This window comes from Romboutsia maritimum (genome assembly GCF_002251085.2).
Classification (GTDB): Bacteria; Bacillota; Clostridia; order Peptostreptococcales; family Peptostreptococcaceae; genus Romboutsia_B; species Romboutsia_B maritimum.
This window is the reverse complement of the sequence record NZ_NOJZ02000001.1, coordinates 233,004-254,062: the sequence shown is the minus strand read 5'-3', so window position 1 is coordinate 254,062 and position 21,059 is coordinate 233,004. Positions and strand designations below refer to the sequence as shown.

Annotated in this window: 22 protein-coding genes; all 22 read left to right on the top strand. The window is 27.0% G+C overall.

The features are described 5' to 3' along the window. Nucleotides 1-68 precede the first annotated feature (68 nt). The 22 genes from CHF27_RS01215 to CHF27_RS01110 all read left to right on the top strand — a co-directional run bounded on the left by CHF27_RS01215 (nt 69) and on the right by CHF27_RS01110 (nt 21,036). Nucleotides 69-431: an Asp23/Gls24 family envelope stress response protein gene (locus CHF27_RS01215; protein WP_095404795.1), complete on the top strand. Its 363-nt coding sequence runs from the start codon at nt 69-71 to the stop codon at nt 429-431. A gap of 77 nt (nt 432-508) precedes the next feature. Then, a complete protein-coding gene (gene nusB, locus CHF27_RS01210; RefSeq protein WP_095404796.1) occupies nt 509-1,018 on the top strand; it encodes a transcription antitermination factor NusB in 510 nt (169 codons plus the stop codon). Next, on the top strand, nt 1,002-1,970 hold the full coding sequence (locus CHF27_RS01205; RefSeq protein WP_095404797.1) for an O-sialoglycoprotein endopeptidase: 969 nt from the start codon (nt 1,002-1,004) through the stop codon (nt 1,968-1,970). Before nusB ends, CHF27_RS01205 begins: the two co-directional genes overlap by 17 nt. A gap of 56 nt (nt 1,971-2,026) precedes the next feature. Continuing rightward, on the top strand, nt 2,027-3,232 hold the full coding sequence (gene xseA / locus CHF27_RS01200) for an exodeoxyribonuclease VII large subunit (protein WP_095404798.1): 1,206 nt from the start codon (nt 2,027-2,029) through the stop codon (nt 3,230-3,232). A 2-nt stretch (nt 3,233-3,234) separates the two neighbouring features. Further along, complete coding sequence (gene xseB, locus CHF27_RS01195; protein WP_095404799.1) at nt 3,235-3,450, top strand: exodeoxyribonuclease VII small subunit; 216 nt, start codon at nt 3,235-3,237, stop codon at nt 3,448-3,450. A gap of 2 nt (nt 3,451-3,452) precedes the next feature. Next, on the top strand, nt 3,453-4,340 hold the full coding sequence (locus CHF27_RS01190; RefSeq protein WP_095404800.1) for a polyprenyl synthetase family protein: 888 nt from the start codon (nt 3,453-3,455) through the stop codon (nt 4,338-4,340). A 9-nt stretch (nt 4,341-4,349) separates the two neighbouring features. Then, the gene (locus CHF27_RS01185; protein WP_095404801.1) at nt 4,350-4,787 is read left to right on the top strand and encodes a divergent PAP2 family protein; all 438 of its coding nucleotides are present in this window, start codon (nt 4,350-4,352) and stop codon (nt 4,785-4,787) included. 272 nt (nt 4,788-5,059) lie between these two features. After that, nucleotides 5,060-6,916 (top strand): 1-deoxy-D-xylulose-5-phosphate synthase, encoded by a 1,857-nt coding sequence (gene dxs, locus CHF27_RS01180; protein WP_095404802.1) that lies wholly within the window; start codon nt 5,060-5,062, stop codon nt 6,914-6,916. Nucleotides 6,917-6,933: 17 nt separating this feature from the next. Continuing rightward, nucleotides 6,934-7,743 carry a TlyA family RNA methyltransferase gene (locus tag CHF27_RS01175; protein WP_095404803.1) on the top strand — a complete coding sequence of 270 codons (810 nt, stop codon included), beginning with the start codon at nt 6,934-6,936 and terminating at the stop codon, nt 7,741-7,743. A gap of 31 nt (nt 7,744-7,774) precedes the next feature. Next, entirely contained in the window at nt 7,775-9,457 is a 1,683-nt protein-coding gene (recN, locus tag CHF27_RS01170) for a DNA repair protein RecN (protein ID WP_095404804.1), read from the top strand. 146 nt (nt 9,458-9,603) lie between these two features. Continuing rightward, nucleotides 9,604-10,635, top strand: coding sequence for a SpoIVB peptidase S55 domain-containing protein (locus CHF27_RS01165; protein ID WP_095404805.1), 1,032 nt, complete (start codon nt 9,604-9,606; stop codon nt 10,633-10,635). Between the two features lie 114 nt (nt 10,636-10,749). After that, complete coding sequence (gene spo0A, locus CHF27_RS01160) at nt 10,750-11,577, top strand: sporulation transcription factor Spo0A (protein ID WP_095405105.1); 828 nt, start codon at nt 10,750-10,752, stop codon at nt 11,575-11,577. 98 nt (nt 11,578-11,675) lie between these two features. Then, nucleotides 11,676-12,929, top strand: a complete 1,254-nt coding sequence (locus tag CHF27_RS01155; RefSeq protein ID WP_095404806.1) for a CCA tRNA nucleotidyltransferase — start codon at nt 11,676-11,678, stop codon at nt 12,927-12,929. Between the two features lie 199 nt (nt 12,930-13,128). After that, complete coding sequence (gene steA / locus CHF27_RS01150; protein WP_095404807.1) at nt 13,129-14,250, top strand: putative cytokinetic ring protein SteA; 1,122 nt, start codon at nt 13,129-13,131, stop codon at nt 14,248-14,250. A 16-nt stretch (nt 14,251-14,266) separates the two neighbouring features. Then, the gene (locus CHF27_RS01145; protein WP_095404808.1) at nt 14,267-15,142 is read left to right on the top strand and encodes a copper transporter; all 876 of its coding nucleotides are present in this window, start codon (nt 14,267-14,269) and stop codon (nt 15,140-15,142) included. 16 nt (nt 15,143-15,158) lie between these two features. Next, entirely contained in the window at nt 15,159-15,851 is a 693-nt protein-coding gene (locus tag CHF27_RS01140; protein ID WP_095404809.1) for a glycosyltransferase family 2 protein, read from the top strand. 6 nt (nt 15,852-15,857) lie between these two features. After that, nucleotides 15,858-16,682 carry a glycosyl transferase gene (locus CHF27_RS01135; protein WP_095404810.1) on the top strand — a complete coding sequence of 275 codons (825 nt, stop codon included), beginning with the start codon at nt 15,858-15,860 and terminating at the stop codon, nt 16,680-16,682. A 4-nt stretch (nt 16,683-16,686) separates the two neighbouring features. Continuing rightward, a complete protein-coding gene (locus CHF27_RS01130; protein ID WP_095404811.1) occupies nt 16,687-17,781 on the top strand; it encodes a DUF3866 family protein in 1,095 nt (364 codons plus the stop codon). Next, nucleotides 17,756-18,286, top strand: coding sequence for an NUDIX domain-containing protein (locus CHF27_RS01125; RefSeq protein WP_095404812.1), 531 nt, complete (start codon nt 17,756-17,758; stop codon nt 18,284-18,286). The genes CHF27_RS01130 and CHF27_RS01125 overlap by 26 nt, the downstream gene beginning before the upstream one ends. A 61-nt stretch (nt 18,287-18,347) precedes the next feature. Further along, the gene (locus tag CHF27_RS01120; protein WP_095404813.1) at nt 18,348-18,953 is read left to right on the top strand and encodes a stage II sporulation protein M; all 606 of its coding nucleotides are present in this window, start codon (nt 18,348-18,350) and stop codon (nt 18,951-18,953) included. 12 nt (nt 18,954-18,965) lie between these two features. After that, nucleotides 18,966-19,841: a tyrosine-type recombinase/integrase gene (locus tag CHF27_RS01115; protein WP_095404814.1), complete on the top strand. Its 876-nt coding sequence runs from the start codon at nt 18,966-18,968 to the stop codon at nt 19,839-19,841. A gap of 22 nt (nt 19,842-19,863) precedes the next feature. After that, nucleotides 19,864-21,036 carry a phosphopentomutase gene (locus CHF27_RS01110; RefSeq protein ID WP_095404815.1) on the top strand — a complete coding sequence of 391 codons (1,173 nt, stop codon included), beginning with the start codon at nt 19,864-19,866 and terminating at the stop codon, nt 21,034-21,036. The last annotated feature ends 23 nt before the right edge of the window (nt 21,037-21,059 follow it).

The window sequence follows — 21,059 nt, the reverse complement described above, 5'->3', positions numbered from 1 at the left end:
AAAGTTTTAAAGGATTTGGTATTATTATATTTATAAAAAAGTTCCTTAATAGGGGGTAAGTATTTATCATGGAAAATAATAACTTTGGACAAGTGAAAATATCTAATGATGTTATAGCTACTATAGCAGGACTTGCAGCTTTAGAAGTTGATGGCGTAGAAACTACAACTACATTTACAGATAAATTACTTAAAAATAATGGCATAAAAATTCAAGTAGAAGACGAGGACGTTAACTTAGACGTAATGGTTATGATAGAGTACGGTACATCTATACCAGATATAGCTTTCAAAGTACAAGAAAATGTAAAGAATACTGTTGAGACGATGACAGGATTAAAAGTTTCTCAAGTAAATATACATGTTCAAGGAATCAGCTTTAAAAAAGAAAAAGCTGAGAAAGAAGAAGCTAAGCAGGCTAAGAAAAGTTAATAGAAACCCTCTGGAAAATCAGAGGGTTTTTTATTGCGTAATCGTGCATACTAAAAATTGAAGGAGGATTACAACGAATGAAGAGCGATAAAGCAAAGAAGGTAACTACAAGAGAATATATGATGAAGTTAATATATCAAGCAAATATAAACAAGGAAGATATTCAAAACTTAGAAGGGTATATAAATACGTTCTTAAATGATAACTTTGAATACATAGTAAATAGATACCAAGAACTTAGATTACAATATTCAAATAATCCTAATTTAGAATTAGAAAATTTAAAGATAGAAGACATAATAGACAGAGAATATATGATAAAGATTTGTAGAGCATTAAAAGATAATAGTGGTGTTATAGATGAATCTATAAATAAATTTTCTAAAAACTGGTCAATACAAAGAATGCCAAAAGTAGATTTATCTATATTAAGATTATGTGTATGTGAAATGATGTGCTTACCAGAAATACCTAAAAAAGTTTCTATAAATGAAGCTGTAGAACTAGCAAAAATATACTGTGATGATAAATCTCCTAAGTTTATAAATGGAATTTTAGGAAGTGTTGTTAATGAAATCGGACAATAATATAATACTTGGAATAGATACTAGCTGCTATACGACTTCTATAGCAGCTATATCTTTAGATAAAAGTATTATTTTTAACGAAAAAATAATGTTAAAGGTAAAGGAAAATAGCAAGGGATTAAGACAAAGTGAAGCTGTTTTTCAGCATATTAATAACTTAGGAACTTTGGGAGATAAGCTTTATAATATAATGAAAATGTATAATATAAAGGCGTTGTGTGTATCAACAAAGCCAAGACCAACAAAAGATTCTTATATGCCGGTTTTTACAGTAGGTTATAATTTTACAAAACTAATTGATTCAATGCTAAATTGCCCACTATATGAAACGAGTCATCAAGAAAATCATATAGAAGCGAGTCTTTTTACGAGTAAGCTTAACCAAAAAAATAGATTTTTATCTGTACATATGTCTGGAGGAACAACTGAAATACTATTAGTAAATAAAAAAGATAATGGATATAATATAGAAATAGTTGGAGGTAGTAAAGATATAAGTTTTGGACAACTTATAGACAGAATAGGAGTTAAGTTAGGTTATAAATTTCCAGCTGGAATATATTTAGATGAAAAAGCTATTAGTTGCAATGAAAAGATTGAACAAGGATTAAAAACATCAGTAAAAGAAGGATATATGAATTTATCTGGGTTGGAAAATCAAGCTGAAAAATTAATAGGAATTAAAACTGACGAATACATATCAAAAGTAGTATTAGATTCTATTGTAAAAAATATGTATAAGTCACTTACATATGTATGTTGGGAGTATAATATAAATGAAGTAGTATTTGCAGGAGGAGTATCTGCAAGTAAATATATAGCTAAGAAATTAAGTAAACAGTTAGAAAAGAATAACATATATACACACTTTACCAGTTCTGAATATTCAACAGACAATGCAGTTGGTTGTGCTATAATAGGATTAAATAATTTTTTGAAACAACAAAATTAAAAAATTAATTATTTGAGTGAAAGTAAATGATTAGTTTGGATTTTAGGAGAAAAAATATGAAATTAAGAGCTTTAGAAATAAGTGAAGCAAATTCATATATAAAAAGAATTCTAAGCAACGATCCAATATTATATAACCTTAAAGTAAAAGGAGAAATTTCTAATTTTAAGGTTCATAGTAGTGGAAATGTTTATCTATCCTTAAAGGATGAGCATTCAAAATTAAACTGCGTAATGTTTAAAAAAAATTATGATAAAAATTTAAAATTAGATAATGGTGTAAAAGTAATCGCTTATGGATATATATCTGTATATGAAAGAGATGGTGCATATCAGTTATATATTAATTCTATAGAAGTAGAAGGAATGGGAAATTTATATATAGAATTTAATAAACTAAAAGAAAAATTAAATAAAGAAGGTTTATTTGATTCAAAATATAAAAAATCTATTTCGAAGATACCAAAAGAAATTGGAGTTGTTACTTCAGAAACAGGAGCAGTTATAAGAGATATAATAAATGTAATAAAAAGAAGATATCCAAAAGTAAAAATAAAACTTTATCCTGTAACTGTACAAGGTATTAGGTCATCAAGTGATATATGTGAGGGAATTAAATTTTTTAATGAAATTAGTGTTGTAGATACAATTATAGTGGGTAGAGGAGGAGGATCTATAGAAGAGCTTTGGTCATTTAATGAAGAAAATGTAGCTAGAGCTGTTTTTGATTCTAAAATACCTATAATTTCTGCAGTTGGACATGAAACTGATTTTACAATATGTGACTTTGTAGCAGATATGAGAGCTCCTACACCGTCAGCAGCAGCAGAAATAGCAACACCGTCTTTAGAAGACTTAAAATTTAAACTTGAGAATATTAGAAATAGAATGACTAGGTCTTTAAAAAATCAAATAAATATTGATGAACATAGGTTAAGTTCTGTTTTTGATAAAATAAATAATTACTTAGAAGCATACATAATAAAAGATAAAATTATACAATTAGATAAGATATATGATAAAATAATTTTTGAAGTAGAAAATAATATAAATATAAAAACAGAAAATCTTAGTAAGTCTAGAGCTATATTACACAATTTAAGTCCAGTAGCAACTATGGAAAGAGGATATAGTATAGTTCAAAAAGACAGGGAGGTTCTAAATAGCATAAAAGAAGTAAAATTTAAAGATAGTATAGATGTCATTTTAGTGGATGGAAGTATTGAATGTAGTGTAAATAAAATAAAAAATAAAGAGGTATAAGTATGAATTTAACATATGAACAAGCCTATAAAAAATTAGAAAATATATTGGAAAAATTAGAATCTAAAAATGCTAGCCTAGATGAATCTTTAAGTTTGTATGAGGAAGGTATTTGTCTTTATAAGCATTGTAATAAACTTTTAGAAGATGCCCAATTAAAAATAAGTAAATTTAATAAGCTGGGTATAGAAGAAGATTTGTATTTAAGGGAGGAATAAACGTGGACTTTAAACAAGCCTTAAAAGAAAGAGCTAATTATATAGAAGATTTACTAAAAAAGTATATGCCAAAAGAAGAAGGTTATCAAAAAACTATAATGGAAGCTATGAATTATAGTTTAGAAGCTGGTGGAAAAAGATTAAGACCAATATTAACTTTAGAAGCGTGTAAAGTAGTTGGAGGAAATGAAGAAGATGTTATTGCATTTGCAGTTGCGATTGAGATGATACATACGTATTCATTGATTCATGATGATTTACCTGCTCTTGATAATGATGATTTAAGAAGAGGAAGACCTACTAATCATAAGGTATATGGAGAATCTATGGCTATATTAGCTGGAGATGCACTTTTAAATTATGCATTTGAAGTGATGCTTTCTAATTCTATAAATAAAGAAGACTCTAATAAATACTTATGTGCAATAAATGAAATTGCAAAGTCATCAGGGATATATGGTATGATAGGTGGTCAAGTTGTAGATGTTCAAAGTGAAAACGTACAAATTTCTAAAGATAAATTAGATTTTATACATTTAAATAAGACAGCAGCTATTATAATAGGATGTATGAGAGCTGGTGCTATCATTGGTGGAGCTAATGATGAACAACTTGAAGAGATAACAAAATATGCAAAAAATATAGGGTTATCATTCCAAATAGTAGACGATATATTAGATATTGTAGGAGATGAAGCTAAATTAGGTAAAAAAGTTGGAAGTGATATAGAAAATCATAAATCAACATACCCATCGTTATTAGGATTAGATAAATCAAAAGAGATCGCAAGAAGTTTAATAGATGAAGCTAAGTTGAGCATTAGTAAATTATCAGAGGAAACAGAGTTATTAGATGGATTAGCTGATTATATAATAGCTAGAGAATACTAAGGAGGAAAAATGAACTTTTTTTCGGAGATTTTTAGCAACAAAGTATTAGGAATAAGCATATTTGCTTGTTTTTTAGCGCAATTTATTAAGATATTTACAGGAAAACAAAAAAGAGTAGATATCTCAAGAATAGTTATTTCAGGAGGAATGCCAAGTTCACATAGTTCATTTGTTACTAGTTTAGCTACAGTTATAGGAGCAGAAAAAGGATTTGATTCATCTAATTTTGCAATAGCAGCAGTATTTGCATTAATAATAATGTATGATGCATCTGGAGTAAGAAGGGCAGTTGGAAAACAAGCTGCTATATTAAATCAAATGTTAGATGATTTTCATAAAGGAAAACATATAGAACAAAATAGATTAAAAGAGTTAATAGGGCATACACCAAAGGAAGTAATACTAGGTGCTTTACTAGGTATAATAACAGCTTTAGTTTTGGTATAAATTGAAAAAAGCAATATTATATGATATAATTTTTTATGTTTTATAAAAAAGTTATAAAATGGATATATTTTAGATAATACTTAAAATATATTTATTTTGAAAATACATGGAAACTATGTCAATATTTTAGGTCTTCGATGGAAGACCTTTTTAATATTTTGATTTATTGTATTAATTTGTATATTTAGAGTAAAAATAAATTCAGGTTAAATACTGGTAAAATAAATGAAGACGTTAAGCGAAATTTAATATAGTAAAAGGTGAGGATGATTATGTATAAATATTTAAATAAAGTAAACTCTCCAAAAGACATAAAGGCTATGAGTGTAGAAGAAATGGATTTGCTAGCAAAAGATATACGAAAATTTTTAGTGAAATCTGTTTCTAATACGGGAGGTCACTTAGCTTCTAATTTGGGTGTCGTAGAATTAACTTTAGCACTACACAAAGTGTTTGATAGCCCAGAAGATAAAATAGTATGGGATGTAGGTCATCAATCTTATGTACATAAAATAGTTACTGGAAGAAAAAATGATTTTACATCATTAAGACAATTTAATGGGTTAAGTGGATTTCCAAAGGAGAATGAAAGTCCTCATGATATATTTGATACAGGACATAGTAGTACTTCTATTTCTGTTGCAACAGGAATTGCTTGCGCTAGAGATATAAAAAATGAAGATTACAGTGTTATATCAGTAATAGGTGATGGTTCAATAACAGGAGGAATGGCTCTTGAGGCTTTAAATCATTTAGGTTATGTTAAAAAAAATATGATAGTAATATTAAATGACAATGAAATGTCTATAGATAAAAATGTTGGAGGTATGTCAAGACACTTATCAAGTATTATAAGTAATTCTACTGTAAATAAAGTTAAAGATGAAGTAGAAAAACTATTAAGCATTACTTCAACAGGAAATGCAATATCTAAAACAGCTAACAAAGTTAAGGATAGTATAATAGGCAAATTTATACCACAAGAATGTGCTTTATTTGATTCTCTAGGGATAAAGTACTATGGACCTATAGATGGACATAATACAAAAGAATTGATAGATATATTAATAAAAGCTAAAAACAAAAAAGGGCCAGTATTACTTCATGTAATAACTAAAAAAGGTAAAGGATATAAGTTTGCAGAAGAAAAACCTGATAAGTATCATGGAGTTTCAAAATTTGATATAAGAACAGGGGTATTGCCTTCAAGTAACAAATCTATATCTTGTGCAGTAGGCGAAAAATTAATAGATATGGCAAAGAAAAATGAGAATATTGTAGCAATAACAGCAGCGATGCCATCAGGAACAGGATTAAATTTATTTGAAAAAGTATACCCAAATAGATATTATGATGTAGGAATTGCAGAACAACATGCAGCAACTTTTTCTGCGGGATTAGCTAAAAATGGATTGAAACCATATTTTGCAGTGTATTCATCATTTTTACAAAGAGCATATGATCAAGTAATACACGATATTTGTATAACTAATAAACCAGTAACGTTACTTATAGATAGAGCTGGTATAGTTGGTAATGATGGAGAAACTCATCATGGAATGTTTGACTTAAGTTATTTAAATTCTGTGCCGAATATAACAGTAATGGCACCTAAGGATACTAGAGAGTTAGAACTTATGATGGATTTATCATTAGATATTAATGCACCAGTAGCTATAAGATATCCAAGAGGAAATAGTTATTATTTAAATAAAGGTAGTTATGAAAATATAAATATTGGCCAATATGAAGTACTAGAAGAAGGAAAAGATACAGTTATATTAGCAATAGGAAACATGGTTAAACATGCATTAGAGGCTAGCGAAATATTGCTTAACGAGGATATAAAACCTACAATAGTTAATGCTAGATTTTTAAAGCCAATAGATGAAACATTGTTACACAAGTTAGTAAAAGAATATAAAAATATAGTTACTATAGAAGATAATATAATAACTGGAGGATTTGGAAGTAGAATAAATCAATTTATTATTGATAATGGTTATGATGTAAAAGTAACAAATATAGGACTTCCAGAAACATTTATACCACATGGTAGCCCTAATGAAATTTACGATAGCATAGGTTTATCACCAAACTGTATAGCTGATAAAATAAAAAGTTTATAAACCAGAAAGGTAGTTTTATGAAAAAGAGAATAGATATATTATTAGTAGAACAAGGTCATTTTGAAAGTAGAGAAAGGGCTAAAAAAGCAATAATGGCAGGTCTTGTATTTGTGGATAATCAAAGATGTGACAAAGCAGGATCAGAAGTTAAAGAAGAATCTAAAATAGAAGTAAAAGGAAATCCAATTCCATATGTAAGTAGAGGTGGATTAAAGCTTGAAAAAGCTATGAAAAATTTTGATTTAAGTTTAGATAAAAAAGTGTGTATGGATATTGGTTCTTCAACTGGTGGATTTACAGACTGTATGCTTCAAAATGGTGCTAAAAAAGTATTTTCTATAGATGTAGGATATGGACAACTTGCTTGGAAGTTAAGACAAGACGAAAGAGTAGTTTGTATGGAAAGAACCAATATAAGAAATGTAACTATTGAAAATACTAAAGAATTTGCTGAATTTGCGTCTATAGATGTATCATTTATATCATTAAGATTAGTATTACCAAAGGCAAAAGAACTTCTTATTCCAGGTGGGGAGGTTGTAGCATTAATAAAACCTCAATTTGAAGCAGGAAGGGAAAAAGTTGGTAAAAAAGGAGTGGTTAGAGAAAAATCTACACACATAGAAGTAATTGAAATGGTTTCAAATTTTGCAGTTGAAAATGGTTTTGAAATCTTAGGATTAGATTTTTCTCCAATAAAAGGGCCAGAAGGTAATATAGAGTATTTAATTCACTTAAAAACTACTAATGAAGGATATGAGTTTAATAGTGAAGAACACAGCAAAAAAATAATAGAAGTTGTAGAATCTTCTCATAATTTAAAATAAAAATTTTCTCTATGAAAAAGGGGGATTTAAATTGATCCTTGAGTTATATATGAAAAATTGTGCTTTAGTAGATGAGCTAAGGCTAAGTATAGATAAGAATTTAAATATATTAACAGGAGAAACAGGTTCTGGAAAATCTATAATAATAGATGCCTTAGGACTTTGTTTAGGTGAAAAATACGATAGATCTTTTTTAAGAAAAGGAACTGATAAAGGTTTAGTAGAAGCTGTATTTTATTCAGAAAATATACATTTAAAACAAATTTTAGATGAAAATGGAATAGAAATAGATAGTGATAATTTATTAGTTATAACTAGACTTATATATAGTGATGGAAAAAGTGTGGCTAGGGTAAATGGTAGAACTGTAAAAATGTCAATTTTAAAGGAAATGGCAGCTACATTAATAGATATACATGGTCAACATCAAAATCAAGCTTTGTTTAATAAAGAAACTCATTTACAGTTCTTAGATTTGTTTGGAGAATCGAAATTAGATAAATCTATAAAAGATTATAAATCTATATATTCTGAATATAGTAAGGTTAAACATTCATTAAATGTTTTAACTGAAAATAAAGATGACATGCAAATTCAAAGAGAAATAGATTTATTAAAATTTCAAATAAATGAGATAGAATCTTCAAATTTAAATAAAGATGAGTATGAGGATTTACTAAAACAAAGAGAAGTATATAGAAACAGTGAAAAAATCTATAATAATTTAAATTTAAGCTATCAAAATTTATATGAAGGAAGTGTAAATGCAGTTGATTTAATAGGTGCTGCATCTAAAGAGCTAAGTTCGATTTCTGAGTATGATAAAATTCTAAATGATTACAATGAAAATATAGAAAGAATAATGTATGAAATTCAAGATATATCTAGAGAAATTAGAAATTACAAAGAAAGTATAGATTTTGAACCATATGAACTTGAACAAATAGAGTCTAGGGTAGATGAAATAAATGGTTTGAGAAGAAAATATGGAGAAACAATAGAAGATATATTTAAATATAAAAATAAGATACAAGATAGATTAGATGAAATATTAAATAGAGATGAGAAAGTAGAAGAATTAAAATCTCAACTATTAAAATTGGAAAGACTTCTTTTGGACAAGGCTGACAAATTAACTGAAGCTAGAAAAAAAGTAGCTGCTAATTTAGAAGAAGTTTTACTTGTAGAATTAAAAAGTTTAAACATGAAAAATGTAGTATTTAAAGTTGATTTTGGAGAATATAATTTTACTCAAAATGGAAAAGATGATGTGGAATTTATGATATCATTCAATTTAGGTGAAGATATAAAGCCTATTTATAAAGTAGCATCAGGCGGAGAGATGTCTAGATTTATGTTAGCATTTAAAACTATACTTGCAGATATAGATCAAATTGATACATTAGTTTTTGATGAAATTGATACAGGAATAAGTGGAATAGCAGCACAAATTGTAGGAGAAAAGCTAGGGAATATAGCTAAGAAAAAGCAAATAGTTTGTATAACACATTTACCACAAATAGCTGCAAATGCAGATACACATTACTGTATTGAAAAAAATACTGCTAATGATAGAACTTTTACTACTATAAAAAAATTAGATGATTCGCAAAGAAGAGATGAGATAGCTAGATTGATTGCAGGAAGTAATATAACAGAAAAGACAATAGAACATGCAAGTGAGATTATTCAATTAGCTAAAAAAAGTACTTAGAAATAAGTACTTTTTTTGCATATAAAAATATAAAATACAAATTATTTTATAAAAATTTTCTATTTTTTTATTTCAAAATACAATGAATAAATTTTTAGAACAAAGGAATTATAAGTAAATAATCATAAAAATTAGGAGATAATAAAATGAAATTAAAATTAAATATTAACTCAAAAAAAGGTTATTTAATGATGTTCACAATAATTACGTTGATAGGAATTTATAATTTTTCTAAAAATAATAAAAATCAAATTATACAAACTTTTAAAGAAGATGAAATGACTAGTAAGAAATTTATATACCCCTTAGGAACTATAGTCGGTATAAAGGCAAACACAGACGGGGTTTTAGTATTAGGTTATGAAGAAGATGACATAGAGTATATAGGGGGATTAAAGAAAGGTGACAACATAGTAGCAATTAATGAGATGACAATAAAAAATAGTGAAGATATTTTATCTATTTTAAATAAAATAAAACAAGATAAAATAGAAGTCACTTTTGAAAGAAATAATAAATATAAAAAAGAAATAATAAAGACAAAAAAAATAAAAGAAAAATACAAATTAGGTCTATGGGTAAGGGATAAAATATCTGGAATAGGAACTATGAGTTTTTATGACCCTAATACTAAAAAATTTAAGGCAATTGGTCATCCAATTGTAGATGTAGATACAAACGAATTGTTGAAAATAAATCAAGGGTATGTATATAATCTATCGAATATAAGTATAATAAAAACAATTAACAAGAAAGTTGGTAAAATCGAAGGTGATTTTACAGCAAATGATATTATAGGAAAATTTAATGATAATTCTAATTTTGGAATAAGTGGCGAACTTAATAATGAAAAAGAAAAAGACATACAATTGGTAGAAGTTGCTTCTTTTAAAGATGTAAAAATAGGGGATGCTATAATTCTTTTTGAAGACCAAAATAGAAATATTCAAAGTTATGATGTAAAAATAGAAAGTATAGATTTTAATAAAAGAACAGATAAAGATATGATAATAAAAGTAATAGATGAAGATTTAATAAAATATACTGGGGGAATCATCCAAGGTATGAGTGGTTGTCCGATAATACAAAATAACAGAATTATTGGCACAATAACACATGTATTTAAAGATAACCCTAAAAAAGGCTATGGCATTTTTATAGGCAAGATGATAGAATGAGAAAAGAGACATTAAAAATTTAAATACTCAGAAGGAATATAATTTTGCTGTGTCGAATATGCTTTTAGAGTGAAAAAGTTTAGATTTTTCTATATAAAAGAAAATGTTTTATTAATGGGGGGAATTTTAGTGAATGAAAAAATTAAGATAGTTTTAGCTGATGATAATAAGGATTTTTGTCAGGTATTAAAGGAATACTTATCTAATGAAGACGATATAGAAATTCTAGGGATAGCTAAAGATGGAATAGAAGCATTAGATTTAGTCAAAAAAACTCAACCAGATTTATTAGTTTTAGATGTAATTATGCCTCATCTAGATGGATTAGGTGTAATTGAAAAGTTAAATGCAATGGATATACCTAAGATGCCGAAAATAATAGTATTGTCTGCTGTTGGTCAAGATAAAATAACTCAAAGTGCGATAAACTTAGGGGCGGATTACTACATAGTAAAACCGTTTGATTTCGTAATATTCATAAATAGAATAAGAGAGCTAGTTACAAATAGAAGTTCTCATATGGAACAAAAAATGAGAACGAGTCCAGATATTCAAATGACAAGAACAGATTTTGTTAAAAATGTTGGGAACATAGAAACTGAAATAACTAACATAATACATGAAATAGGTGTACCAGCACATATAAAAGGATACCTATATTTAAGAGAAGCTATAAAAATGGTTATAGAAAATGTAGAACTTTTAGGTGCAGTAACTAAAGAATTATATCCAAGTATAGCTAAGAAATTTAATACTACTCCAAGTAGAGTTGAAAGAGCTATAAGACATGCAATAGAAGTTGCATGGAGTAGAGGCAAGGTCGATACAATAAACCAATTATTTGGATATACAGTTCATAATACAAAAGGTAAACCAACAAACTCTGAATTTATAGCAATGATTGCAGATAAATTAAGATTAGAACATAGTATGGTAAAATAATTCTATAAAATAAGACCAAAGCCTTCTCGAAATAGAAGGCTTTATTTTTGTAAATTTAAAATACATTACAATAGACATTCAAACGAGGAGTGTATAATATGAAAATATACTTACCTAATAATGTAAAGTACATAATTGATAAAATATATAAAGAAGGCTATGAAGCATTTATAGTTGGAGGATGTGTAAGAGATAGTATATTAGGTATAGAGCCTAATGATTATGATATAACTACTAATGCAAAGCCGAGTGAAATAATAAAAATATTTAAAAATCATAAATTAATAGAAAATGGAATAAAACACGGAACTGTAGGTGTTATCATTGATAATGAAGTGTATGAAATCACGACATATAGGTTAGAAGGAGAATATGAAAATAATAGAAGACCTAAAAATGTAGAATTTACTTCGAATATATCACAGGATTTAAAAAGAAGGGATTTTACAATAAATGCAATTGCATATAATGACAAAGTAGGAATAATAGATGAATTCGGTGGAATACAAGATATAAAAAATAAAATTGTAAAAACAGTAGGAAATCCTGATGAAAGATTTAATGAAGATGGACTTAGAATAATTAGAGCAATTAGATTTAGTAATAAATTAAATTTTGAAATAGAAAGTATAACGTTGGATAGCATATATAAAAATGCTTATATAATTAAAAATATAAGTAAGGAAAGAATTACAGATGAATTTACAAAAATAATTCTTAGTAAAAAACCTCAAGATATGATGCTTTTATACAAAACAGGAGTATTTAAACATATTGGTATTTTATTGAAAATGGATATCCATAGCTATAAATGCTTTGAAAAAGAAATTGAAGTATTAGAAAAATGTGATTTGGATGTATCAGAACGATTAGCTATGTTAGAATATGTAATTAGGCGCAAGTCATTTGAAAAATCAAACTGTAAAGAGGATTTTGATAAATGTAGTATAGTAGAAAATCTTAAATATTCTAATCAAATAATAAACGAATACAAGCTTTTATTAGAATATATGTTAATGAATACAGATGATATAGATTTGGTAAAAATAAAGCTGATTTTAAATAAAATAGGACCAGAAAAATTTAAAAAGGTATTAAAATTAAAGTCATTATATTATAGTTATTGTTTAAAAGAAGAAGTAAATTTAATAGATGAAATTATTGATAATATAAAAAGAATAGAAGAAAAGAATGAATGTTATAAAATAAAAGATTTAAATATTGATGGTAATGAATTACAAAAACTAGGATATAGAGGAAAAGAAATAGGAGAAAAACTTAATTTTTTATTAAATAAAGTTATGGAAAATCCAAATTATAATAAAAAGGAAATTCTCATTGGTTTATTGTAATTATTTATAAAATTATGCTTTTTAATATTAAAAAGTATAATTTTATAAGTATTCTAATTAATCTCGAGTTGTAAAATTATAAATATAAAAAATATTAAAACATGGCTAAAATAGTAAAAGAAATCTAAAATATTTCTTTTATTGCTAAATAATGCTATAATGTAGTTTGATTTTAAAAATGATATCGGAGGTTAAAAATATGAGAGTCGAAGCCCCTATTAAGGTAGATAGAAAAACTAAAAGGCTTGCGAAAAGACTTACAGGTAAAGAAATAGCCGTTATAAATCATATAGATATTGATGAAGTTGCAGCTAATTCTTTAGTAGAAGGTAAGATAAAGCTAGTTATAAATGCATCTCCTTCTATAAGTGGAAGATATCCGAATAAAGGACCAGGAATATTAACTGAAAAAAATATTCTTATAATAGACAATGTAGGAGAAGAAGTATTTAATGAATTAAAAGAAGGTCAAATAATTGAAGTTATAGATGGGAAAATATATAGAGATGGAAATCTTGTAGGTGAAGGCGAAGTATTAGGAAAAAATGAAGTGGCTATTAAATTAAAAAAAGCCTATGAAAACCTAGCTGTTGAATTAGACAGATTTATAGATAATACTATAGATTATGCTAAAAAAGAAAAAGGATTTATACTTGGAGATGTAGATATACCTATAGTCAAAACTCAGTATAAAAATAGACATGTTCTTATTGTGGTAAGGGGACAAGATTATAAAGAAGATTTAAATACAATAATTTCTTACATAGAGGAAATGAAACCTATATTAGTAGGTGTTGATGGAGGAGCAGATGCACTTCTTGAGTTTGGGTATACTCCAGATGTAATAGTAGGAGATATGGACAGTGTCAGTGATGAGGCTTTAAAGAAAGCAAAAGAAATAGTTGTACATGCTTATACTGACGGTAGAGCTCCAGGATTAAAAAGAGTAGAAGATTTAGGATTAGATGCCATCGTATTTCCTGCACCTGGGACAAGTGAGGACATAGCTATGCTTATAGCATATGAATATAAGGCTGAGCTTATAGTGGCTTTAGGAACTCATTCTAATATGATTGACTTCTTAGAAAAAGGAAGAAAAGGAATGGCTAGTACATTCTTAGTTAGATTAAAGATAGGTTCAAAACTTATAGATGCAAAAGGTGTTAACTTATTATATAGAAGCAAATTAAAATTAAAATATATATTTGCACTTATTGCAACTGCGTTATTTCCAGTATTGATATTAGCATCTTTATCACCAAGTGCTAAGCAATTTATACATTTAATGCAGTTGAAATTTAAGCTATTATTACAGATGTAAATTTAGGAGGATTAAAATGCATATAAATATGAAGTACTATATAGTTACCATTGGTGCTATATTTATAGCTCTAGGAATAGGTATATTAGTAGGATTCAACTTAAACTATGACCAAGAGTTAAGTAAACAACAATCACAAGTAATTAATGATTTAGACGAAAGATTCGAAGCTTTAAAAGAAACTAATGATAATCTAGAAGACGATTTAGATAAATTAGGTAAAGATTATAACAAAACTATAGAGTTCATAAATGAAAATGTAGATAAGATAATTGTAAATGAATTAACTAATAAAAATATAGGTATAATATCTACAAACGAAAATAATGATTATACAAAAGATATAGAAGATGTTGTGAATAAAGCTAATGGAAAGATAGCTTTTAGTATTGTGTTAAAAAATAGTATTACTGATGAAGTAAAATTAAAAGAAGTTTCAAGTAAAATAGGAACAGAAATAAAAACTACATCTGATGCAATAAAATATATAAAGGAAGCTTTAAAAGGTGAAGATGCAAGCGACAAATTAACATATCTTCAAGAACTTGGAATAATAAAATTAAATACATTAGGAAATGAATATACATCTTATGAATCAGTAGTAATAGCATCATCAGCAGAAGAAAAAGTTGCTAAAACTCAGTTTGAAAAAATAGATAAAAACTTAATAAATACTTTAAAAGAAGAAAATAAATATATAGTTGCAGTTCAAAAGCAAGCTAATAAATTCCCTAATATTGATTTATACACTAAAGATAAAGTATCGACTATAGACAATGTTGATGAAGGTGTAGGAAAAGTTTCATTAGCTTGGATTTTAAAACAAGGTAATATGGTAGGTAAGTTTGGAAGATTAGATAGTGCAGAAAGTTTATTACCATATAAGAAGTAATAAAGGAGAGAAAAAAATGAAACCTTATATAAGCATAATAATACCAGCTTATAATGAAGAAAATAAAATAAAAGATACATTAGAAGGTATAATAGGCATAAATGAAATAAATGAAGTAGTAGTTGTTGATGATGGATCTAGTGACAATACTGCACAAATTGCATCACAAGTTAAAAGTGAAAAAGTAAAAGTTTTTAAATTAGATAAGAATAGCGGTAAAGGATATGCACTTAATTATGGATTGAAAATATCTATGAAAAATGCAGATATTATAGGATTTTTAGATGGAGATTTAGGTAGTTGTTCAAGTGAAGTAAAAAAATTAATAGAACCTATTTTAAAAGAAGATGCAGACGTAATTATAGCTAAATTTCCACCAGCAAAGAAAAAGGGCGGATTAGGATTTGTAAAAGGATTAGCTAAAGACTCTGTTTTACAAATGACAGGTGTAGAGTTAGATGCAACTTTATCTGGTCAAAGATTATTTAAAAAGGAAGTTTTAGAAAAATTTAAAGAAATGCCATATGGTTATGGTGTTGAAGTTGGAATGACTATAGATATATTAAAATATGGATACAAGATAAAAGAAGTATTAGTTAATATGACTCATAGTGAAACAGGAAGAGATTTAAAAGGATTTATCCATAGAGGGAAACAATACTACCATATAAAGAAGGTTTTAAGACAGAAAAAGAAAGAATGGAGGTAGTGCCAAATGGATAATTTTATACTTTATATTATTCTATTATTAACAGGATTATTTGGAACTTATTTTGGAATACCACTGTTTAAAAATTTATTGACAGATAGCAATATATTAAGACCAAACTATAAAAAAGATATGATTCCTGTAAGTATGGGGATAGTATTTCTTCCAATGATAATTATAAATGGTATAATATTAGTGTTTTTTACTTATGATATAAAAAATTTATTATATTTATTTATGTATATATTTGGAATGATATCAATGTTTTTTGCAGGTGTATTAGATGACATTATAGGAAATAGAAATGTAAGTGGCCTTAAAGGACATTTTAAAAGTTTATATAAAGGAAATCTTACAACTGGTGGATTTAAAGCTTTATTTGGTGGGTTTGTAGGATTAATAATATCAATAGGAATTTCAAAAGACCCTGTAGATATAGTAGTAAATACTCTTATAATAGCTTTATCAACAAATTTAATGAATTTATTAGATTTAAGACCAGGGAGAGCAATAAAAGCATATTTATCTATAATGGTGATAATATTTTTAACATTAACAGGATATGTTAAAGTTCTTCCTCTTCTTATAGTTCCAAATGTTTTAGCATATTTTAATTATGATCTTAAGGCTAGAGCTATGATGGGAGATACAGGCTCAAATGTATTAGGGATATCAATAGGTATTCTTGTTATATTTGGATATTCACTTAATATAAGAATAGGATGGTTGGTATTTTTAGTATTTATACATATACTTACAGAAAAGTATTCGCTAACAAAAATAATTGAAAAAAATAAGTTATTAAATTTTATAGATAAGTTAGGAAGGTAAACTTATGATAAGTAAAAGAGTAGGTAAAGTAGAAGAAATAGTAGATAAAAGTGATAAATTAGAAGATATAAGAGTTAATATAAATGGAGATATTCAAAGAGCATATAATTATCCTAAAATGACTGGAAAAGTAAACGTTGGAGATGAAGTTGTTTTAAATACTACAGCTGTTGAGCTTAGCTTAGGAACAGGTGGATATCATTTTGTAATAACTAATTTAAACAACTTAGAGTCTAACTTAACTGAGGGTGGTCATATAATGAAATTGAGATATACACCATTTCAAGTTAAAGTTGATTCAGTAGAAGAACAAGATAGTTCTTATCATGATAAATTTGATGAATTTTCAAGTTTAGAAAATTTGCCAGTTGCAATAGGAACATTACATAGCATGTTAACGCCATTTGTGGCTTCTTACAAAAGAAATAATCCAACTAAAAAATTAGTGTATATAATGACTGATGGTGCTTCCCTTCCTATATATTTAAGTAAAAATGTAGAAATGCTTAAAAACAAAGGATTAATAGATAGTACAATAACTATAGGTAATGCTTTTGGTGGAGACTTTGAATGTATTAATATATATACTGCACTAATTACAGCAAAAGAAATTTTAAAAGCTGATGCTATATTTATAAGTATGGGACCAGGGATTGCAGGGACAGGTACTAAATATGGATTTACAGGTATAGAACAAGGACCTTTGTTAGATGCAGTTAAAAAACTTGGAGGAATGCCAATTGCAATACCAAGGATAAGTTTTGCAGATAAAAGAGACAGACATAGAGGATTATCACATCATAGTATTACAGTATTTAAAGATATTGTTAATGTATCTGTAGATATTCCAATAACTATGTATTCAGAAGAAAAAATTAATCTTATAAAAGAACAGATAAAAGATAATTGTTTACTTAAAAAACACAATATAGTTTATATAGATAATAAAAATACTAAAGATGATTTAGATTATTTTGGATTGAAAGTTAGAAGTATGGGACGAAATTACGAACAAGATAAGGAATTTTTTGAAGCTGCTAGTACAGCTGCATATTACTTAATGGAGGTTTGTGATGATAGTAGAAGAAAAAACGATTAGTAGTGATAGAATATATAATGGGAAAGTAGTTAATTTAAAAATAGACACAGTAGAGATACCAAATCAAGGATATCAAAAAAGAGAAATAGTGGAACATGGAGGGGCTGTAGGAATATTAGCAATAACTGAAGAGGGTAAAGTTGTTCTTGTTAAACAATTTAGAAAACCTATAGAAAAAGTTATTTGGGAAATACCTGCAGGAAAACTTGAAATAGGTGAAAATCCAAAAGATTGTGCTATGAGAGAATTGAAAGAAGAAACTGGATATACTGCCCAAAATATGAAATTAATACATAAATTTTTTACATCAGCAGGATTTTCAAATGAAAAAATATATATATACTTAGCCACAGGACTTGAAGCAGGAGAAGATAAGCTTGATGATGATGAATTTTTAGATGTATATGAAATCGAATTAGAAGAAGCTTACAATATGATTATTAAAAATGAAATCGAAGATGCTAAAACATCGATTGGACTTTTATTGGCTAAAGAGATAATATAAAATGCATAACCTCCTCTTCTCTTACATAGTATTTTGTAAGATATAAGAGGAGGTTATAAATTTGAGAAGAACATATAGAAAAGGGAATTATGATGAACTAAACAAAAAAATATTAATTATGGGATTTGTATTTATTGTATTTATTATACTTGGGACATACTTGAATAAAGTATGGTCTAATTCACAGCGTAATATATTTGATAGCATTAATTCAGTAGTAAATTACTATGGTTCAAATGTGAAGATGAAGGATGTAGTAATGTCTAATTTAAAATCAGATATTGGTTTTATGGGATTAATATGTATATTAAGTCTATTTATCATAACATTTCCAATTGCAATTATAATTTTTATGTTAAAAGGGTTATCTATAGGCTATACTATAAATAGCTGTATTTTAACTTTGAAATTTAAAAGTATAAAAATGATATTAATAGTTTTATTTAAAAATTTTATTATTATTCCAGGGACTATTATATTAGCCCTGATTTCTTTAAATTATATAAAAGAAGGCATTTATGAGTTGAAAAAAAGAGATATAGACAGTATATTATTCTTAAGTAGAAGATACTTATTAAATTCCGTAATTGTATTGACAATATCAGTAGGATTACAAGTTATTTTAAATACTGCGAGTGTTAGTATTTTACAATTCCTAGTCAGATAAAAGGAGTTTACTATGGAAGTTATAAAGGAATATATAAGTTATATAAAAAATAAAAAAAGATTATCAGAAAATACTGTATCATCGTATTGTATAGATGTAAAAAAATATGTAGAATATTTATGTAGAAAAAATATAAAATTAAATGATGTAGTAGAAAATGATATAATAGGATACTTAATTGAGTTAGAGAAAAGTAATGTATCAGTTGCAACAGTATCAAGAATGATATCTTCTATAAAATCTTTCCATGACTATTTATTCTTAAATCATACATGTAATATGAATCCGGCTAAAAATATAAAAAAGCCAAAGATTGAGAAAAATGATTTAGATATATTAACAGAGGAAGAAATAGAGTCATTATTGAGTTTTCCAAAACTAACAACTCCTAAGTTAATTAGAGATAAAGCTATATTTGAAATGTTGTATGGAACAGGAATAAAGGTGTCTGAATTAGTAGAAATGGATATAAGTGATATTGATTTAGAGATAGATTATATATATTGTAACTCATGTAAAAATCAAAGGGTTATACCTCTATCTGATATTACAAAAATATATCTAGAAAAATATATAAAAGAAGCAAGACCTAAATTAGCTATTAACGATGAAAATGCCCTGTTTGTAAGCTCTCTAGGGCAAAGGTTTACAAGACAAGGGCTTTGGAAAATAATAAAAAAATACGCAAGGCTAGCTAATATAGATAAAAATATAAATCCTAGTATGCTTAGACACTCATTTGCAATACATTTATTAAATGAGGGTGCAAATATTGCAGTCGTAAGCAAAATACTAGGAAATGCTAACTTATCGAGTCTACAATGTTATTTAAATCATATAAATAAGAATATTAGGAAGGAAATGAAAGAAAAACATCCTAGAAAATAAAACTTAAAAGGAGAATAGTAACATGGCAAGAGTTGTATGGATAGTAATTGATAGTGTAGGAATAGGTGCTTTACCAGATTCTGAGAAGTTTGGGGATGTAGGAGTTAATACATTAGGCAATATAGTAAGACAACATAGTGATATTAAAATACCAAATTTAAGAAAACTAGGGATAGGAAACATACAAGGTGTAGATTTTTTGGAACCTAAAGAAAATACAATAGGATGCTATGGAAAATGTGGGGAATTATCTCAGGGGAAAGATACGACTACAGGACATTGGGAGATGACAGGCGTTTTAGTGGAGACACCTTTTAAAACATTTGAAAATGGATTTCCTAAAGATGTAATAGATGAGTTTGAAAGACAAACAGGTAGAAAAGTTGTTGCAAATAAACCAGCATCAGGAACAGCTATATTAGATGAATATGGTGAACATCAAATGAAAACTGGAGATGTTATAGTATATACTTCAGCTGATAGTGTATTCCAAATAGCAGCGCATGAACAAATAATTCCGCTAGAAGAATTATATAAAATGTGTGAAATTGCTAGAAACATAATGATGGGAGAAAATGCTGTAGCTAGAATAATAGCTAGACCATTTGTAGGTAAAAAAAAGGGAGAGTTTACTAGAACTTCTAATAGAAGGGATTATTCATTAAATCCATTTGAAAAAACAGTTCTAGATAATATAAAAGAAGAAAAGCTTGATGTTATAGGAGTAGGAAAAATAGAAGATATATTTAATGGACAAGGCATAACAGAAGCAGTACATACTAAAGATAATATGCATGGAGTAGACGAAACTATAAATTACATCAAAAAAGAAAATAATGGACTTATATTCACTAATTTAGTTGATTTTGACTCAAAATATGGTCATAGAAGAAATACTCAAGGATACAAAGAAGCTCTAGAACAATTTGATGCAAGAATACCAGAGATAATACAATCTATGAAAGATGATGATATACTTATTATAAATGCAGATCATGGAAATGACCCAACTTATAAAGGTACAGACCATACTAGAGAATATATTCCAGTTTTAGTTTATGGAAATCAAATAAAAGAAGACTTAAATTTAGGAATAAGAAAAAGTTTTTCTGATATAGGTGCAACAGTTGCAGATATATTAGAAGTAAAAATGCCTAAAAATGGTACTAGTTTTAAAAATATCATAATGAAATAATTTTGGAGGAAATAAATATGAAT

What these genes read in the sequence shown, in the direction of transcription:
- CHF27_RS01175 (WP_095404803.1), top strand. Translation starts at nt 6,934, where the DNA reads ATGAAAAAGAGAATAGATATATTATTAGTAGAACAAGGTCATTTTGAA.
- steA (WP_095404807.1), top strand. Translation starts at nt 13,129, where the DNA reads ATGAGAGTCGAAGCCCCTATTAAGGTAGATAGAAAAACTAAAAGGCTT.
- dxs (WP_095404802.1), top strand. Translation starts at nt 5,060, where the DNA reads ATGTATAAATATTTAAATAAAGTAAACTCTCCAAAAGACATAAAGGCT.
- CHF27_RS01110 (WP_095404815.1), top strand. Translation starts at nt 19,864, where the DNA reads ATGGCAAGAGTTGTATGGATAGTAATTGATAGTGTAGGAATAGGTGCT.
- CHF27_RS01205 (WP_095404797.1), top strand. Translation starts at nt 1,002, where the DNA reads ATGAAATCGGACAATAATATAATACTTGGAATAGATACTAGCTGCTAT.
- spo0A (WP_095405105.1), top strand. Translation starts at nt 10,750, where the DNA reads ATGGGGGGAATTTTAGTGAATGAAAAAATTAAGATAGTTTTAGCTGAT.
- xseA (WP_095404798.1), top strand. Translation starts at nt 2,027, where the DNA reads ATGAAATTAAGAGCTTTAGAAATAAGTGAAGCAAATTCATATATAAAA.
- CHF27_RS01215 (WP_095404795.1), top strand. Translation starts at nt 69, where the DNA reads ATGGAAAATAATAACTTTGGACAAGTGAAAATATCTAATGATGTTATA.
- xseB (WP_095404799.1), top strand. Translation starts at nt 3,235, where the DNA reads ATGAATTTAACATATGAACAAGCCTATAAAAAATTAGAAAATATATTG.
- CHF27_RS01155 (WP_095404806.1), top strand. Translation starts at nt 11,676, where the DNA reads ATGAAAATATACTTACCTAATAATGTAAAGTACATAATTGATAAAATA.
- CHF27_RS01130 (WP_095404811.1), top strand. Translation starts at nt 16,687, where the DNA reads ATGATAAGTAAAAGAGTAGGTAAAGTAGAAGAAATAGTAGATAAAAGT.
- CHF27_RS01115 (WP_095404814.1), top strand. Translation starts at nt 18,966, where the DNA reads ATGGAAGTTATAAAGGAATATATAAGTTATATAAAAAATAAAAAAAGA.
- CHF27_RS01140 (WP_095404809.1), top strand. Translation starts at nt 15,159, where the DNA reads ATGAAACCTTATATAAGCATAATAATACCAGCTTATAATGAAGAAAAT.
- CHF27_RS01145 (WP_095404808.1), top strand. Translation starts at nt 14,267, where the DNA reads ATGCATATAAATATGAAGTACTATATAGTTACCATTGGTGCTATATTT.
- nusB (WP_095404796.1), top strand. Translation starts at nt 509, where the DNA reads ATGAAGAGCGATAAAGCAAAGAAGGTAACTACAAGAGAATATATGATG.
- CHF27_RS01125 (WP_095404812.1), top strand. Translation starts at nt 17,756, where the DNA reads ATGATAGTAGAAGAAAAAACGATTAGTAGTGATAGAATATATAATGGG.
- CHF27_RS01185 (WP_095404801.1), top strand. Translation starts at nt 4,350, where the DNA reads ATGAACTTTTTTTCGGAGATTTTTAGCAACAAAGTATTAGGAATAAGC.
- CHF27_RS01165 (WP_095404805.1), top strand. Translation starts at nt 9,604, where the DNA reads ATGAAATTAAAATTAAATATTAACTCAAAAAAAGGTTATTTAATGATG.
- CHF27_RS01135 (WP_095404810.1), top strand. Translation starts at nt 15,858, where the DNA reads ATGGATAATTTTATACTTTATATTATTCTATTATTAACAGGATTATTT.